This window comes from Marinobacterium maritimum, assembly GCF_039523155.1.
GTDB classification, from domain to species: Bacteria; Pseudomonadota; Gammaproteobacteria; order Pseudomonadales; family Balneatricaceae; genus Marinobacterium; species Marinobacterium maritimum.
Window position 1 is genome coordinate 216,054 of the sequence record NZ_BAAAET010000002.1, and the last position, 16,665, is coordinate 232,718.

At 59.8% G+C, this 16,665-nt stretch carries 16 protein-coding genes; 5 read left to right on the forward strand and 11 right to left on the reverse strand.

Features of this window, described 5'->3' with window-relative positions; translation table 11 throughout:
- Window positions 1–27 precede the first annotated feature (27 nt).
- From rpoD to rpsU, 4 genes are all read right to left on the reverse strand, one after another.
- Window positions 28–1,881, reverse strand: a complete 1,854-nt coding sequence (gene rpoD / locus ABD013_RS07375; RefSeq protein WP_343804435.1) for an RNA polymerase sigma factor RpoD — start codon at window positions 1,879–1,881, stop codon at window positions 28–30.
- A 176-nt stretch (window positions 1,882–2,057) separates the two neighbouring features.
- Window positions 2,058–3,974 (reverse strand): DNA primase, encoded by a 1,917-nt coding sequence (dnaG, locus tag ABD013_RS07380; RefSeq protein ID WP_343804437.1) that lies wholly within the window; start codon window positions 3,972–3,974, stop codon window positions 2,058–2,060.
- 35 nt (window positions 3,975–4,009) lie between these two features.
- Window positions 4,010–4,453 (reverse strand): GatB/YqeY domain-containing protein, encoded by a 444-nt coding sequence (locus tag ABD013_RS07385; protein ID WP_343804439.1) that lies wholly within the window; start codon window positions 4,451–4,453, stop codon window positions 4,010–4,012.
- A gap of 48 nt (window positions 4,454–4,501) precedes the next feature.
- Complete coding sequence (rpsU, locus tag ABD013_RS07390; protein WP_343804441.1) at window positions 4,502–4,717, reverse strand: 30S ribosomal protein S21; 216 nt, start codon at window positions 4,715–4,717, stop codon at window positions 4,502–4,504.
- Between the two features lie 213 nt (window positions 4,718–4,930).
- Here rpsU and tsaD point away from each other — a divergent pair, with 213 nt between their 5' ends.
- On the forward strand, window positions 4,931–5,959 hold the full coding sequence (tsaD, locus tag ABD013_RS07395) for a tRNA (adenosine(37)-N6)-threonylcarbamoyltransferase complex transferase subunit TsaD (RefSeq protein ID WP_343804443.1): 1,029 nt from the start codon (window positions 4,931–4,933) through the stop codon (window positions 5,957–5,959).
- A 7-nt stretch (window positions 5,960–5,966) separates the two neighbouring features.
- Here tsaD and plsY read toward each other — a convergent pair whose 3' ends face one another.
- Complete coding sequence (plsY, locus tag ABD013_RS07400; RefSeq protein ID WP_343804444.1) at window positions 5,967–6,539, reverse strand: glycerol-3-phosphate 1-O-acyltransferase PlsY; 573 nt, start codon at window positions 6,537–6,539, stop codon at window positions 5,967–5,969.
- A 171-nt stretch (window positions 6,540–6,710) separates the two neighbouring features.
- On the opposite strand from plsY, the gene folB reads away from it, so the two are divergent.
- Together folB and folK are read left to right on the forward strand one after the other, a co-directional pair.
- A complete protein-coding gene (folB, locus tag ABD013_RS07405) occupies window positions 6,711–7,067 on the forward strand; it encodes a dihydroneopterin aldolase (RefSeq protein ID WP_343804445.1) in 357 nt (118 codons plus the stop codon).
- A complete protein-coding gene (folK, locus tag ABD013_RS07410) occupies window positions 7,067–7,594 on the forward strand; it encodes a 2-amino-4-hydroxy-6-hydroxymethyldihydropteridine diphosphokinase (protein ID WP_343804447.1) in 528 nt (175 codons plus the stop codon). The genes folB and folK overlap by 1 nt, the downstream gene beginning before the upstream one ends.
- A 19-nt stretch (window positions 7,595–7,613) precedes the next feature.
- On the opposite strand, the gene ABD013_RS07415 is transcribed toward folK, so the two are convergent.
- The 5 genes from ABD013_RS07415 to ABD013_RS07435 form a co-directional block, all read right to left on the reverse strand.
- Complete coding sequence (locus tag ABD013_RS07415) at window positions 7,614–8,351, reverse strand: pteridine reductase (protein WP_343804449.1); 738 nt, start codon at window positions 8,349–8,351, stop codon at window positions 7,614–7,616.
- Window positions 8,348–9,484, reverse strand: coding sequence for a tRNA nucleotidyltransferase/poly(A) polymerase-related protein (locus tag ABD013_RS07420; protein WP_343804451.1), 1,137 nt, complete (start codon window positions 9,482–9,484; stop codon window positions 8,348–8,350). The genes ABD013_RS07415 and ABD013_RS07420 overlap by 4 nt, the downstream gene beginning before the upstream one ends.
- Window positions 9,484–9,801: a thiosulfate sulfurtransferase GlpE gene (gene glpE / locus ABD013_RS07425; protein WP_343804453.1), complete on the reverse strand. Its 318-nt coding sequence runs from the start codon at window positions 9,799–9,801 to the stop codon at window positions 9,484–9,486. Before glpE ends, ABD013_RS07420 begins: the two co-directional genes overlap by 1 nt.
- A gap of 3 nt (window positions 9,802–9,804) precedes the next feature.
- Window positions 9,805–10,626, reverse strand: coding sequence for a symmetrical bis(5'-nucleosyl)-tetraphosphatase (locus ABD013_RS07430; protein ID WP_343804455.1), 822 nt, complete (start codon window positions 10,624–10,626; stop codon window positions 9,805–9,807).
- Window positions 10,627–10,814: 188 nt separating this feature from the next.
- Window positions 10,815–11,456 carry a TorF family putative porin gene (locus ABD013_RS07435; protein ID WP_343804457.1) on the reverse strand — a complete coding sequence of 214 codons (642 nt, stop codon included), beginning with the start codon at window positions 11,454–11,456 and terminating at the stop codon, window positions 10,815–10,817.
- A gap of 204 nt (window positions 11,457–11,660) precedes the next feature.
- Between ABD013_RS07435 and ABD013_RS07440 the strand changes: the two genes are divergently transcribed.
- On the forward strand, window positions 11,661–12,182 hold the full coding sequence (locus ABD013_RS07440; RefSeq protein ID WP_343804459.1) for a DNA-deoxyinosine glycosylase: 522 nt from the start codon (window positions 11,661–11,663) through the stop codon (window positions 12,180–12,182).
- Between the two features lie 16 nt (window positions 12,183–12,198).
- On the opposite strand, the gene ABD013_RS07445 is transcribed toward ABD013_RS07440, so the two are convergent.
- On the reverse strand, window positions 12,199–12,651 hold the full coding sequence (locus ABD013_RS07445; RefSeq protein ID WP_343804461.1) for an Lrp/AsnC family transcriptional regulator: 453 nt from the start codon (window positions 12,649–12,651) through the stop codon (window positions 12,199–12,201).
- A gap of 231 nt (window positions 12,652–12,882) precedes the next feature.
- On the opposite strand from ABD013_RS07445, the gene ABD013_RS07450 reads away from it, so the two are divergent.
- Window positions 12,883–16,419: an NAD-glutamate dehydrogenase gene (locus ABD013_RS07450; RefSeq protein ID WP_343804463.1), complete on the forward strand. Its 3,537-nt coding sequence runs from the start codon at window positions 12,883–12,885 to the stop codon at window positions 16,417–16,419.
- The last annotated feature ends 246 nt before the right edge of the window (window positions 16,420–16,665 follow it).

Below are 16,665 nucleotides of genomic sequence, written 5' to 3' on the forward strand. Positions count from 1 at the left end.
TTGGCGCAATATGATGAAAATAAACGATTATTCGTCGATGAAGGTGCGCAGGTGATCGGAGCGGCTCGGGTGACGCAGCTTGCGCAGCGCCTTGGCTTCGATCTGACGGATACGCTCACGGGTTACGTCGAACTGCTTGCCCACTTCCTCGAGGGTGTGGTCGGTGTTCATGTCGATACCGAAGCGCATGCGCAGGACTTTGGCTTCACGTGCAGTCAGGCCGGAGAGGATCTCGCGGGTCGCTTCACGCAGGCCTTCGCCGGTCGCAGTATCCACCGGTGAGGACAGGGTGGTGTCCTCGATGAAGTCGCCCAGGCTGGAGTCTTCGTCGTCGCCGATCGGTGTTTCCATGGAGATCGGTTCCTTGGCGATCTTCAGCACCTTGCGGATCTTGTCTTCCGGCATCTCCATGCGCTCGGCCAGCTCTTCCGGGGTCGCTTCGCGGCCCATCTCCTGCAGCATCTGGCGGGAGATACGGTTGAGCTTGTTGATCGTTTCGATCATGTGCACCGGAATACGGATGGTGCGTGCCTGGTCAGCGATGGAGCGGGTGATCGCCTGACGGATCCACCAGGTAGCGTACGTGGAGAACTTGTAGCCACGACGGTACTCGAACTTGTCCACAGCCTTCATCAGGCCGATGTTGCCTTCCTGAATCAGGTCGAGGAACTGCAGACCACGGTTGGTGTACTTCTTGGCGATGGAGATTACCAGACGCAGGTTGGCCTCAACCATTTCCTTTTTGGCACGGCGGGCGCGAGCCTCACCGATGGAGAGGTTACGGTTAACCTCCTTGATTTCGGCCAGGGTCAGGCCGGAGTTCTCTTCGATCTGCAGCAGGCGGCGCTGGGCGCGCTGAAGATCGGGCATCTGGCGGCTGATGGCGGCAGCAAAGGGCTTGCCGCTGTTGGCCAGTGAGTCGAGCCATTCCTGGCTGACTTCGTTGCCCGGGAAGCTCTTGATGAAGACCGGGCGTGGCATCTTGGCACGCTGGGTACAGATGCGCATGATGGTGCGCTCCTGTTTGCGGATGCTGTCGATGCAGGTGCGTACACGGTCGACCAGCAGGTCGTAGTAGCGCGGTGACAGCTTGATCGGCGCGAAAGCGTTGGCCAGGGCCATGGCAGCGAATTCGATCTCGTCGACAGAGCCGCCACGCTGTACGGTCGCGTACAGGTTGTCCAGGCACTCCTGGATCAGGCCGAAGCGCTGACGTGCTTCCTCGGGATCGGGGCCGCGCTCCTTGTCATCGCTGGAGTCGCTGTCCTTGTTGTCATCGTCATCATCATCGTCGTCGTCATCGCTGTCGTCCTGGTCGTCATCATCCATGTCGACCGGTGCTTCAGTTTCGTTTTCGGGGACGTCAGAGTCGGGGTCGATGTAGCCGCTGAAGATGTCGCTCAGGCGGCCTTCTTCCTGCAGTACCTGGTTGTAGGCATCGAGAATGATTTCGACACTGCCCGGGAAGCGGGACAGGGCCATCATCACTTCGCGGATGCCTTCTTCGATCCGCTTGGCGATGTCGATCTCGCCCTCACGGGTCAGCAGTTCAACGGTACCCATTTCGCGCATGTACATGCGCACCGGGTCGGTGGTGCGGCCGGCATCGGACTCCACGGCAGCCAGAGCGGCTACGGCTTCGTCGTCGGCTTCTTCGGCGGAATCACCGCCGCTCAGCAGGAGATCTTCGGCATCCGGTGCTTCTTCAGCAACACGAATACCCATGTCGTTGATCATGCGGATGATATCTTCGACCTGATCCGGGTCGGCGATGTCTTCCGGCAGATGATCGTTAACCTCGGCATAGGTAAGATAGCCCTGTTCTTTACCCCGGGCGATCAGTTCCTTAAGACGAGACTGCTGTTGGGATGTGTCTGACATAGAACCCCTGCAACGAATGAATGCTGATGTGACAGATGGCGGAAAAATGAACGCGATATTATACCTGATCGGGCCGTTTGCGGCTACAGGCAGCTGATTGCTACGCCGCCAATATTGACCACGTCGTTAAGAGAATAGATCAGAAATCAGGCGATTGCCTGCAAACGGCCGTCATTTCAGTGTTGTCGCTCAAGCAGTAGTTGCTGCAGGTCGCGCTTCTCTTGTTCTGTTAATGGGGCCTGGCGCGATTTTTTCAACAGCTGGTCCAGCTGGGCTTCCTGGCGGCGGGCCAGCAGGCGTTTGAGCGTATCATTGAGCAGAGTCGTTACGTCCACATCGCCGAGAATGGGGTCCAGATGGGAGATTTCGTTGAGCAGCATCAGGTCGGAGCGGCGTTCTTCCAGGTCCTGCCAGTCCACCAGCAGGGTGCCCAGCGAGCTGGCGGGATCTTTCTGCAGGTAATCCAGCAGGTTGATCAGGACGTCGATGTTGGGCTCGAGCAGGGGGCGGAAGCTGTCGGCTGCCGGGGCGCTGCGGGCCAGTTCGGGGTGGTGCAGCAGAATCGAGATCGCCTGGTTGACCAGATCGCGCGAGCCGCTCTTGCCGATCTTGCCAGTCTTGGACCGCTGGGGGGCGGCAGGCGAGGTTGGGTAGTCCCGCGGCCCCTGAACACTGGCATAGTCCTCGTAGCCGGCATTGTCGTATGGGTCATCCCCTTGATCATAGCTGACTCGATCGGAAGGCTGGCTGCTTCTGGCGGGGTTTGCCGGTGCTTCATGGGTGGCCTGGTGCAGGTCGATGACGCTGCTGAGCTGCTCCAGACTGAGGCCTGTGATCTCGCAGATCCGGTCCAGCATCATCTGCTTGAGCAGGCTGGGGTGCATTGAGTTGATCAGTGGCAGGGCGGTGTTACTGAAGCGGGCGCGACCATCCATGCTGGTCAGGTCAGCATCGTCGCTGAGGGATTTGAAGAAGAATTCGCTCAGCGACAGAGCCTGGGTAACGCGTTCGCTGAAGGCGGCTTCGCCTTCCTGGCGGACCAGGGTGTCCGGGTCTTCGCCGTCGGGCAGGAACAGGAAGCGGGCCTGCTGGCCGTCCTTGATCACCGGCAGAGTAGTGTTCAGGGCGCGCAAAGCCGCGGTGCGGCCGGCCTGGTCGCCATCGAAACAGAAGATCACTTCGGGTACCAGCTTGAACAGGCGCTCCAGGTGTTGTGCCGTGGTGGCGGTACCCAGAGTGGCGACCGACCAGTGAATGCCGTGCTGTGCCAGACTGACCACGTCCATATAGCCTTCGACGATCAGCAGGCGGTCGAGATGATTGCTGTGCTTGCGCGCTTCATAAAGCCCGTAGAGTTCGCGGCCCTTGTGGAACGTCGGGGTTTCCGGCGAGTTGAGGTATTTGGGTTTGTCGTCGCCCAGCACGCGTCCGCCGAAACCGAGTACCCGGCCGCGCACATCGCGAATCGGAAACATGATGCGATCGCGGAAGCGGTCGTAATGGCTCTGCTTGTCTTCGTTGTGGATCACCATGCCGGACTGCTCAAGCAATGCGGTGGCGTTATCGACACTGTCGAAGTGGCGCAGCAGATTGTCCCAGCCGGGCGGGGCATAGCCGATGCCGAAGGCAGCCGCGATCTGGCCGCTCAGGCCACGCTGTTTCAGGTAGTCGACGGCTCGCTTGCGTTCGGGGGAGTGGCGCAGCTGTTGCTGGAAAAAGTTGTTGGCCTGTTCGAGGGCTTCGAACTGGCGCTTGAGCTGCTGTTCGCGCTGGTGGTCGACCTGGCGGCCTTCTTCGCGTGGGACTTCCATGCCGGCGAGCTTGGCCAGCTCTTCAACGGCTTCGGGGAAGTTGAGGCGGTCATATTCCATCAGGAAACCGAGCGCATTGCCGCCAGCGCCACAGCCGAAACAGTAATAGAACTGCTTGTCGGGGCTGACCGAAAAGGACGGGCTCTTTTCCTTGTGGAACGGGCAGAGGCCAGAATAGTTCTTGCCGGCGCGTTTGAGTTTGACGCGGCCGTCTATGACATCAACGATGTTGATGCGGGCCAGAAGGTCATCAATGAAGTGCTGGGGTATTCGACCTGCCATGTTCGCTCCGCGGACAGGTCAGCGTATGCGGACCCTTAGAATTTCTGCTTCACCAGGCCGGATATCTTGCCCATATCGGCACGACCCTGAACCTGGGGTTTGACGATTGCCATCACTTTGCCCATGTCCTGCATGGAGCTGGCGCCGGATTCGGCGATGGCGTCATCAATAATCTGAGTAATCTCAGCATCGCTGAGTGGCTGCGGCAGGAAAGTTTTAATCACCTCCAGCTCCTGCTGCTCCTTCTCTGCCAGTTCGGGTCGCTCAGCCGCCTCGTACTGGGTAATGGAGTCTCGTCTCTGTTTGACCATCTTGTCCAGCACGGTAAGGACGCGGTTATCATCGAGTTCGATGCGCTCATCCACCTCGATGCGCTTCAGCTCCGCCAACATCAGGCGAATAGTGCCAAGACGAATTTTGTCTTTGGCGCGCATGGCATCTTTCATCTGCTCTGTAATAGTGGCTTTCAGATCAGACATGGGATGCTCCTTCGAGTGTGCTGTGGGTCAGGTTACAGAGTAATCAGATCAGTACAGGCGTACGCGGCGAGCGTTTTCGCGCTGGATCTTCTTGGCGTGACGCTTAACGGCAGCAGCGGCTTTACGCTTACGTACGGCAGTCGGCTTTTCGTAGCATTCGCGACGACGAACTTCAGCCAGGATGCCAGCTTTTTCGCAAGAACGCTTGAAACGACGCAGAGCTACGTCGAACGGCTCGTTATCTTTAACTTTAACCTGAGGCATTAATATTCTCCCGGTTTGGTTGATTTGGATTGTCCTCTTTCAGCATAGGCGCAAGGCGCAGATACAGAAAGAAGGCCGCATATTTTAGTCAGGCGGCAACGGTGTGTAAAGACAGAATCCCGTGAATTTTACGGCTAACTGAAGGATAATGACGGCTGTTGAAACGCGCATTTGGGAATGCGTATTTGGGAACGATTGTACCGAGGGGCCGATATGCGAGTGCTGGGCATAGAAACATCCTGTGACGAAACCGGTGTGGCGCTGTACGACAGTGAGCAGGGCTTGCTGTCCGATGCACTGTATAGCCAGGTCAAGATGCACGCCGAGTATGGTGGTGTGGTGCCTGAGCTGGCGTCCCGCGACCATGTGCGCAAACTGCTGCCGCTGATCCGCGAAGTGATGGCCAAGGCCGGTCTGCAGCTGTCGGATGTGGATGCCGTCGCCTATACCGCAGGCCCTGGCCTGATCGGTGCGCTGATGGTCGGTGCATCCACCGGGCGGGCACTGGCGCTGGGGCTCGGCGTGCCGGCGGTCGGCGTCCACCATATGGAAGGCCACCTGCTGGCGCCGATGCTGGAGGAAAACCCTCCAGCTTTCCCCTTCGTGGCTCTGCTGGTGTCCGGCGGTCATACCCAGCTGGTGAGCGTTAAAGGCATCGGTCAGTATGAGTTGCTGGGTGAATCCCTGGATGATGCGGCCGGTGAGGCGTTCGACAAGGCTGCCAAGATGCTGGGACTGGATTATCCGGGAGGTCCGCTGATCGCCAAGCTGGCACAGCAGGGTAACCGGGGGCGTTATCGTTTTCCGCGCCCGATGACCGACCGGCCCGGGCTCGACTTCAGTTTTTCGGGGCTGAAAACCTTCACTCTGAACACCGCCAATGATGCCCGTGATGCCGACGGCAACATCGACCCCCAGACCATGGCCGATATCGCCTGCGCCTTTGAGGATGCGGTAGTCGATACTCTGGCGATCAAGTGCCGTCGTGCGCTGCAGCAGACCGGCATGAAGCAGCTGGTGATCGCCGGTGGCGTCAGCGCCAACCAGCGTTTGCGTGAGCGTCTGGCCGAGGTGGTCAAGAAGGAACGTGCGGGTCTGTTCTATGCACGCCCCGAATTCTGTACCGACAATGGTGCCATGATCGCCTATGCCGGTTGTCAGCGCCTGGTGGCCGGTCAGAGTGCCGACCTGACCATTCTGGCACGGCCACGCTGGCCGCTGGATACGCTGGACGCGATTTAACCGTTGTTCAGAAGTGGTGCTCGCGGCCCGCGATCAGCTTGCGAATGTTGCTGCTGTGTCTGAGGATCAGCAGCAGCGACGTGATGATGAAGGGCCAGAGCAGTGTCGGTGTGAGCAGGTAGCAGAACAGCGGCGTGACCGACGCGGTGGCGATGGACGCCAGTGACGACATCCGGCCGAACAGGAACACCAGCCCCCAGAACAGCAGTTGGCACAGTGCCAGCGGCCAGGATAACAACAGCGAGCAGCCCAGCGTGGTGGCGACGCCCTTACCGCCTCTGAGGCTACTGAAAAAGGGAAACAGGTGGCCGCAGACGGCGGCCAGCATGACCCAGCCCTGCAGCAGTGCAGAAGCGCCGATGTTGATTGCCAGCAACACGGCGGCAGCCCCCTTGCCCAGATCGGCCAGCAGGGTCAGTCCGGCAGCCTGGGGGCCTCCCATGCGCAGCACATTGGTTGCGCCGGGATTGCCGGAGCCCTGGTTGCGCGGGTCTTCCAGTCCCATGGCGCGGCAGATCAGCACGGCGCTGGGAATGGATCCCATCAGGTAGGCACACAACAGCAACAGGTAATCGGGCATGCAGGCGTCCGTTACATAGAGTCCGTTATAAAAGGTCCGTTACACATGCCAGCCGTGACGATGCGCTGTTCGCCGATGGCATGATAAATTGACAGGCACCTTCAACAAGCATATACAAGCGCGCAGCGAGGCTCAAACAGCCCGATCGCAAGCACATAGACAGGAGACAGGATGGATATCGTTTATATACGTGAGCTGCAGGTCGAAACCGTGATCGGCATCTACGATTGGGAGCGAGAGGTGCGCCAGACTGTCAGCCTGGATCTGGAGATGGGTACCGACATTCGTGCCGCGGCAGCCACCGAAGATATCGACAACACCCTGAACTACAAGACGGTGGCCAAGCGATTGATCGCGTTCATCGGTGAGAGCGAATTTCTGTTGGTGGAAACCATGGCGGAAGAGATCGCCCAGATCGTGCAGACGGAGTTCAATGTGCCCTGGCTGCGCCTGCGGCTGAGCAAGCCCGGTGCCGTGCGCGGTGCCCGTGACGTGGGCGTGATCATCGAGCGCGGGACCCGTGACTGATGGTCCGTGTTTATCTGAGCCTGGGCAGCAACAGCGAGCGTGAGCGCCATATCGGCGCCGCGCTTGATGCGCTGTCAGAGCGTTTCGGTGAGCTGCTGATCTCGTCGGTCTATGAAAGCGAGGCCGTGGGGTTCGATGGGGATAACTTCTACAACCTGGTGGTCGGTATCGATACCGACCTGGATGTGGCGCCGCTGTCGGCGTGCCTGAAAGGCATCGAGGACGACAACGGCCGTGACCGCAGTGGCCCCCGTTTCAGTGGCCGTACGCTGGATATCGATATCCTGACCTATGGTGGGCTCAAGCAGCCGGTGGCCGGGGTTCAGCTACCGCGAGAGGAGATCCTGCATAACGCCTTTGTACTGCAGCCGTTGGCAGAGGTCGCCCCGGATGTTTGCCATCCGGTGCTGGGAGAATCCTACGCTCAGCTCTGGCAGCAGTACGATCGCCAGCAGAAGCTCTGGCCGATCGATTTCGACTGGCAGGGGCAGCGTATTTCGCGGGCCGGCTCCAGTAATAGAAAGTAGTAACAGAGAGCCACAGAGGCTAGCTGTAGAGCGAGCGTCCGCCATCCACGGCCAAAACCTGGCCGGTGACATACCCCGCCTGGGCGAGATACAGCACCGCGTCGGCGATATCTTCCGGTCGACCGGTGCGCGCCAGCAGTGTTTTATCCACCACAGCCTGACGTGCGTCTTCGCTCAAGGCGGCCTCAGCTTCCGGCCACAGGATCGGTCCCGGGGCGATGCCGTTGACGCGCACCTTGGGGGCGAGTTCCCGTGCCAGCGACAGCGTCATCATCTTCAGTCCCGCCTTGGCGATCGAATAGACCGGGTAGCCGGTCAGTCCCCGTTCTGCATGCACATCGATCAGATTGATCACATTGCCTTCCGAGTCCTGCAGCAGCGGGTAGAGCGCCTGGGTCAGAAAGAAGGGCGCACGCAGGTTGCTGTTGATCAGTGTATCCCAGTCCTGCTGGCTGACGGAGTCGATCGGCGTCGGGTAGAAGCTGGACGCATTGTTGACCAGCAGCTTCAGCCCGCCTGAAGCCTTTACCTCGTCCGCAAGTCTTGTCACCTGCTCCATCTGCTCCAGATCCGCCTGCAGGCAGCGGCAGCTGTTCGGCCGGAGGCTGTTCAGCTCGTCACGCAGTTGCTCCGCTTCAGTGGCCGAGTGGCGGTAGTGCAGCAGCAGCTCATAGCCCGCCGCATGCAGCTGGCGGGCGATGCAGGCACCGATACGGCGGGCGGCGCCGGTGATCAGGGCTCGCGGTGCCTGGCTCATGCATCGGGCTCCTGGTAGTCGGCACAGAGCTGTTGCTGTCGCCTGGCCAGTGCTTCGCCCAGCGCCTTGCCCTTGAAGCCTTCGGCCATCAGGGCGCGGCTGTCGATCGCCTTGAAGGCGTCAAGCAGCTGGGTCAGACCGGCCAGGCGCCCGGCGGCTTGCGCCGGATTGATCGCCTGCGCGATCGCGATCAGGTCCGCCAGCTGCTCCGGGCGGCGCAGCAGGTCGAGCCCCTTGAGCAGTGCCAGACGTTGCTCGGCATCCAGCTGGTCGAAGCGGCTCAGTGCAACGGCATGCAGACGGGCTTTCAGCGCCAGATCGCGGAAGCGGTTGGGGATGCGCAGCTGCTCACAGAGTTCGCTGATCGCGGTTTGTGCGCTGGTGTCATCCTGTTGCTCGGTCAGGGCCCAGATCAACAGCGCGAACACCCGCTCGGCCGCATGGGGAGCGTCGCCGGGCAACTGATCGATCAGCTGCTGCAGTCGGTCGCAGTCGAGAGCTTGGCTGTCGGGGATCAGTTTGGGCAGGGCAGCAACCTGTTGCAGCAGGCGGAAGAACCGGGCCGGTGACTGCGTTGCCAGCGCGCGTTGGCACTCCTGCCAGACCCGCTCCGGGGTCAGGTGGTCCAGTTCGTCGCCTGCGCTCAGTTCGCGCATCAGCGTCAGGGTTTCGTCGGCGACCTCGAATCCCAGGTGGGCGAAGCGGGCGTAGAAGCGGGCTACGCGCAGTACGCGCAGGGGGTCTTCGACAAAGGCCGGTGACACATGGCGCAGCAGGCGCTGCTCCAGATCCCGGCGGCCGCCCCAGGGGTCGTGCAGCTCACCGTCCTCGCTCTGGGCGATGGCGTTGATGGTCAGGTCGCGGCGGACCAGATCATCCTCGAGTGTGACCTCGGGGCTGGCATGGAAGGTGAAGCCGGTATAGCCCTTGCCGCTCTTGCGCTCGGTGCGGGCGAGGGCGTATTCCTCGCCGCTGTCCGGGTGCAGGAAAACCGGGAAATCCTGACCCACCGGCCTGAAGCCGCGCGCCAGCATCTCGTCAGGCGTTGCGCCGACCACGACCCAGTCGTGGTCCTTGACCTCAAGCCCCAGCAGGCGATCACGGACCGCACCGCCGACCAGATAGATCTCCATCAGCGTTCGCAGCGGTCCGGGCACTGGGTGCGCCAGGCTTCGAAGCCGCCATCCAGGCTATAGACCTCATCGAACCCCTGGTGGGCCAGGTAGGCGGCCGCAGACTGGCTACTGATGCCGTGGTAGCAGCAAACGATCAGTGGCTTGTCGAAATCGGCCTGGCCGATGTACTCGGGCAGGTTGTGGTTGTTCAGGTTGTAGGCGTTGCTGATGTGCAGTTCGGCGTAGCTGCCCTCGTCACGGATATCGACGATCTGGGCGCCCTGGTCGATCAGCTCACAGGCCTGTTCGGTGTTGATACAGCGGTAATCGGTCAAAACTCATTCTCCAGGTGTGCGGTTGCCGGGGCAGGGCTGGCTGAACCAGCGGCCGTCCTCCAGTCTAACGGCTGTCAGGGCATTTCCCCAAACGCAGCCGCTGTCCAGTGCGGTGATGCCCGGCAGTTGGTTGAAGCCGAGCGCGGCCCAGTGGCCAAACAGCTGGTGGCGTTTCAGCGGCTTGCTGCGCGGCTGCTCGAACCAGGGCAGAAAGCCCTTGGGCGCCGTATCCAGGCCACCGTTGGCCTTGAACTCCAGGGTGCCGTCGGCCTTGATGAAGCGCATGCGGGTGAAATAGTTGGTGATTGCTCTGAGGCGGTCGATGCCGGTCAGCTCGTCATGCCAGCAGTCCGGCTGGTTGCCGTACATCTGCTGGAAGAACTCGGGGGCATCGGCGTGCTGCAGGGCCTGCTCCAGCTCCAGCGCATACTGGCGGGCCTGTTTCAGCGTCCAGACATGCGGAATGCCGGCGTGGGTCATGACGTAGCCCAGCGTTTTGTCGTCATGCAGCAGCGGTCGCGACTGCAGCCAGTGCAACAGTTCGTCCCGATCGGAGGCTGCCATAATGGGCGCCAGCGTCGGGTCCAGCTTGCGGCTGTTGCCATGGTGCAGGGCGAGCAGGTGCAGGTCGTGGTTGCCGAGCACCGTGACGGCGCGGTCACCCAGCTGCCGGACGTAACGCAGGGTCTCCAGCGAACGGGGGCCGCGGTTGACCAGATCACCGGTCAGCCAGAGCCGGTCATCGCTGCCGAAGTCGATCTGTTCCAGCAGTCGCATCAGCTCGTCATAACAGCCCTGAATGTCGCCGATCGCATATGTCGCCATGGAGTTCCCTGCGTTAGAAATGGGGCGATGATAGCTCAGCAGGGTAGAGGGAGTGAACCTTTGCGACAGATGGGGCACCGCCGTGAGGGTGCAAAAAAAAGAGGCCCCGAAGGGCCCCAAGATAAAGACGTATGTTGAGAGAACCGGAGCCCTCCCCGTATCCATTAAGGGAGGGGCCGATGAACGCTTCAGATATCGAACGTCTTGCTGATGGTGAACACGAACTCGGAGTCTTTTTCACCGTCGCCGTCGATCTCTTCATCAAGCTGCTTGATGAAGGCCAGGCTCATGTCCAGGCCCTGAAGGGTGGTGCCATAGCCGGCTTCAACATAGTCACCGTCGTAGTCTTCGCCGAATACGCCGTAGGTCAGGTAGGCGCCTTCATACTCGCCGGTCAGGCTAAAAAAGGTGTAGTCGGCATCTTCACCGGCGCCGTCAACGTTTTCACGACCCAGTACGAAATCGGCACTGAGGAACTTGTAACCCCCGCTCAGGATAAGCTCGTGGTAGTCGGAGGCGTCATTGGTGGTATAGAAGTAGCCGGTATAGCCAATACCGTAGGTGAAGTCTTCATACTCGCCGGCGTACCCGCCATAGAGGTCATATTCGATCTCGGCATCATCCAGCTGAGCACCCCAGGTACCCACGTAGAAGCCGTTGCCGAAGTCGTAATCGGCCCCGGCCATCAGGCTGGCATTATTGGCGGTCTGGTCAATGCCGCGGAACCAGTAGTCGCTCATGGCGCCGACATTGACCGACAGTTCGGCGCTGGCAGCAGCAGACGCGGTCAGCAGGCCGGCAGCGATCAGACTTTTAGTGATTTTTTTCATCATCATCCCCTTTCTATTTTATGCTCAGCAAACAGCAAGTGCAGTTTGTTGCTGTGCATATAGCCAGAGCTGTGCCATGATTTATAAACCACTTTAATTACAGTGTGTTATGGTGTTTTTTGGGCTGGCGGGCTGTAGAGCTGTGCACCATCACGGGGCGTGGAGCCCCATCAGGAAGCGCAGGCTGAATCAAAAGAGGTGAAGATGAATCTGGCGCAGAGTTTCGAGCCGGTATGGCAGCCGGAATGTCGTGTGCTGGTACTGGGGTCGAGCCCGGGCGTGGCGTCGTTGCAGGCGCAACGGTACTACGCGCACCCGCGTAATGCCTTCTGGCCCATCATGGGGCGTCTGTTTGGCTTTGATCCCTGCCTTGAATACGATCAACGGCTCGAATGTCTGAAGTCCGCTGGCGTGGCGCTCTGGGATGTCGCCCACCTGTGTGAGCGCCCCGGCAGTCTCGATGCCAATATTCGCCAGCACTCGGTGGAGCCCAATGATATCGACTGGCTGGTGCGGCAGCTGCCGGATCTTCAGCTGATCGTCTTTAATGGGGGCACGGCCGAACGGCTCTACAAGCGCCATTTCAAGTCGCAGCACGCTGTGCAACGACTGCTGATGCCATCGACCAGCCCGGCCCATGCGGCTTTGTCACTGGAGCAGAAAGCGGAGCGCTGGCAAAAGTTGTTACCCTTTCTTTATATCCATGAGCCTGGGTCGATGGCATGAGCGCGGGTGCCCTTCTTTAAATGCCTGCGTCGCGCACGTTTTCCATCACCACGAAAGTACTGGTCTGCAGTACATGGGGCAAAGCCGATATCTGCTCGCCCAGCACCGAGCGGTACTCTTCCATGTTGCGGGTGCGGACCTTGAGCAGATAGTCGAAATTGCCTGCGATCATATGGCACTGCTCGACGGCTGAAATCTTGCGCACAGCCGTATTGAACGCGGCCAGCGCCGCGCTGCTGGTGTCGTTGAGGGTTACCTGGGCGAATGCGATATGGTTCAGCCCCAGTTTTGTATGATCGACCAGGGCGGTATAACCCATCAGGTAACCCTGCTCCTCCAGACGCTTCATGCGAATCTGGCAGGGGGTTTTGGATAGGCCTACCCGCGATGCCAGCTCGGTCACCGTGATACGGGCGTTCTGCTGCAGCTCGGCAATGATGGCATGATCCAGTCTATCCAAATCGACCATAATCTCGTCTCTTGTGTCTCAAATTATCTTTTATGCCATTTAAATAAAGGTCATATCCCTCTGCTTGTCGAGTATATAGGGAAAATGTCTTCGTGACTCTCAATATACTAATGCCAGCATTCCGGCTCGGGGCGGGACTGGGTATCGAGGTGATGGCATGGGCCTGGGTGCCGTCTCGGCCGGGTGTGTTGAATATACCCACACACCGAAGTACAGCACCCCGGGGGAGCCATGGCCTATATCTGCTCATCAACAAAAACAACAGTCCTGGAGCAGCTTGTTAACCTCATCCGAGATCAGCTCGATGAGGCTGAAGCCGAGTCTGCTATTGTTTTTTCCACCGATTCCGATGCTGCGCCTTCGCTCCAGGATCTGGTGGCGATCGAAGCACGTGTCCTCGAAGTTTCTCGCTCCTGGGATGACGAACTCCAGACCCGGCTGACCGGAAGTCTTGGCAGCGAGGAAGGCGGCAGCCTTGCCTGTCAGTTCAGGGGTGCTTTTCCAATTGCCTACCGCGCCCGCTTTTCACCCCGTCAGGCGCTGGCCGATATTCAACAGGTGCTGAGTCTGGCCGATGGGGCCGGGGTCAGTCTTGGTTTTTACCAGGCCGATGAACTGCCGGCGGATGAGCTGCGTTTCAAACTGGTCTGCCCGGGGGAGCCCCTGGTGCTGTCCGATGTGATCCCCATGCTGGAAAATCTGGGCATGCGCGTTCTGAGCGAACATCCCTATACCCTGGAATGCCCTGATGGCAGCACCTTTGGCATCAGTGATTTTCGGGTCAGCTGTCCAGCCAGTGGCGAAACGCTGGAGACGGGCAAACACATGTTGCAGCGGGCGATTGAGCCGATCTGGCTGGGCCGGGTCGAGAATGACCTCTTTAACCAGCTGATCGTACGTGCCGGCATGGACTGGCGCGAAGTGGCCCTGCTGCGAGCCTATGCCCGTTACATGAAGCAACTTCGTTTTGGTATCAGTCAGCACTTCATCGCCGATACGCTCGCCCGTCATTTGAATATTGCGCAACTGCTGCTGTCATACTTCCGTGCCCGGTTCGAGCCGGAAATACCTGCCCACGAGCGCCGTCAGGCTGTGCTGGAGCGTCTTGAACGGGAGCTTCTGGAAGCGCTGGATCAGGTCGAGACGCTGGATGACGATCGTATTCTGCGCCGCTTCCTGGTGCTGATGAAAGCCACGTTGAGGACCAACTACTATCAGCGTGATGAGCAGGGAGAACCCAAGGGCTATTTCTCTTTCAAGCTTGAACCTTCGGTCATTCCCGATATTCCTCAGCCTCGTCCCCGCTTCGAGATATTCGTTTATTCGCCCCGGATTGAAGGGGTACACCTGCGCGCCGGGCGCATTGCCCGCGGCGGCTTGCGCTGGTCTGACCGTATCGAAGACTACCGCACCGAAGTGCTGGGCCTGGTCAAGGCGCAGCAGGTGAAAAACTCGGTGATTGTTCCCGCTGGCGCCAAGGGCTGCTTCATTGTCAAGCAGCCGCCACAGGAAGGTGGCCGCGAAGCGCTGCAGGCGGAGGGGATCGCCTGCTACCAGACCTTCATTCGTGGCCTGCTGGATCTGGCGGACAATCTTGTGGACGGACAGGTGGTAGCGCCGGTCGCTGTGGTGCGCCATGACGAGGATGACCCCTACCTGGTCGTTGCAGCTGACAAGGGCACGGCGACCTTCTCCGACATTGCCAACCGGATTTCGGCGGAGTACGGCTTCTGGCTGGGTGATGCCTTTGCCTCCGGTGGCAGTGACGGCTATGACCACAAGAAAATGGGTATCACCGCCCGGGGCGCCTGGGAATCGGTCAAACGGCACTTTCGTGAGCGTGGACTCGATACTCAAACACAGACATTCACGGTGGTGGGTATCGGTGATATGGGCGGCGATGTGTTCGGCAACGGCATGCTGCTGTCCGACCGTATTCGCCTGGTCGGTGCCTTCAACCACCAGCATATCTTTGTCGATCCCGCGCCGGATGAGGCACTGTCTTTCCAGGAACGCCAGCGCCTGTTCGCACTGCCGCGTTCCTCCTGGGCCGACTACGATACCCGCCTGATCAGCAAGGGTGGCGGTGTTTTCTCTCGTGCGGCCAAGTGGATTCCGCTGTCCGACGAAATGCGTGCTCTGCTGCAGGTCGATGCCGTACGGCTGACCCCGAACGAGCTGATCCAGGCGCTGCTGACCGCACCGGTGGATCTGCTCTGGAACGGTGGTATCGGCACCTATATCAAGGCGCGAGATGAGTCGCATGAGACGGTCGGCGACAAGTCGAACGATAGCCTCAGGATCAATGCTGAGCTGCTGCGCTGTAAGGTACTGGGCGAGGGCGGCAATCTGGGAGCGACCCAGCGTGGCCGCATCGAATTTGCCCGTGCGGGCGGCGCCGTGAATACCGATTTCATCGACAACGCGGGCGGCGTCGACTGCTCGGACCATGAGGTAAACATCAAGATTCTGCTTAACGAACGCGTCCAGCAGGGCAAGATGAGCCTGGCCGAGCGTAACCGAATGCTGCGCGAGATGACGCCGGAAGTGGCCGAGCTGGTGCTCAGAAACAACTATCGTCAGGCGTTTGCCTTGAGCGTTGCCACGGCGGCGGCTGCAGGTTCACTGGATGACCAGCTGCGTTTCATCAAGCGTCTGGAGGACGCAGGCAAGCTGGACCGGGCGCTGGAATGCCTGCCTGGCGACGATGAGCTGCAGCAGCGCCGTGGCAACGGGATCGGGCTGACCCGCCCTGAGCTGTCGGTGCTGATCTCCTATGCCAAGATCGAACTGAAGCAGGCGCTGGTTCACGCCTGGATTGCGCAGGATGTGCGCTACTCCCGTGCCCTGCATGACGCCTTCCCGCCATCCCTGAGAGAGGCCTTCCCGGAAGCGATCGATCAGCACCGACTGCGGGCAGAGATCAGTTCCACCCAGATCGCCAATGATCTGGTCAACCGGATGGGCATCACCTGGATGGACCGGATGAGCAACCTGACCGGCGCAGAACCGGCCGATATAGCCGCGGCCTATCTCATTGCCTGTCAGGTGTTTGATGTAGACCGCCGCTGGACGGCGATTGAAGCTTTGGACGGCCAAGTGACAACGGCGGTTCAGATCGAACTGATGGGCGAACTGACCGAGCAGCTGACCCGTGGCAGCCACTGGTTGCTGCAGCATTGTCGTCAGGAGCTGGACCCGATGGCGATCAGCCAGCGATACCGTGCAGCGCTGGAGCAGGTGATGGCTTCGCCGGAAGCGCTGGGAAGCGTTATTCCCGAGGAGCGCTGGCATGCGCGCTATAGCGGCTTTGTTGACCAGGGCGTTCCCGAGCCGCTGGCGTTGTACTGTGCTTCGGCTGAAAGCCGGTACTGGCTGATGGATATCATCGATCTCAGCGTGCAGCTTGAGCAGTCGCTGGTGGCGGTGGCCGAGGTCTATTTCAGCCTGGGTGAAGGCCTGAGTCTGACCTGGCTGGATCGGCAGATGCGGGCATTCCGCGCAGACAGTCACTGGCAACAGATGGCGGTCATCGGCTTCCGCAATGAGCTGGACCATCAACTGCGTGTGCTGACGTCGGCGGTGTTCGAATTGGATCGCGAAGTGACCTGCCTGAAACCCGAGATACGCATTCAGCACTGGCGTGATCAGCAGGCCGGGAGGGTGGCTCGCTGGCAGCGCACTCTGTCCGATATGCAGGGCAGTACTGTCATCGATTGTGCCGTTCTGCTGGTTGCTCAGGGGGTATTGCGTGAACTGGCCAGCTGACATCCTGGATTAACGCCGACATTCCTGCTCGCCTGAAAGGGCTGGCGCCATTTCTTTTGCCTGGTTGCGGCAGGACCTGCCGTGCCGACCTTGTCCCCGGCCTGGTGCCGGGGTTTTTTTATGGTTGAAATGACTTTTTTGTCTATTTCTCATGGTCGATTTTTGGTTTTTTAGTTCAAATTAAAAAACAAGATTAATGTTTTATTGCTGATTATAGGAAAAGTGGTTTTTGCTGGCTGTGTAGAA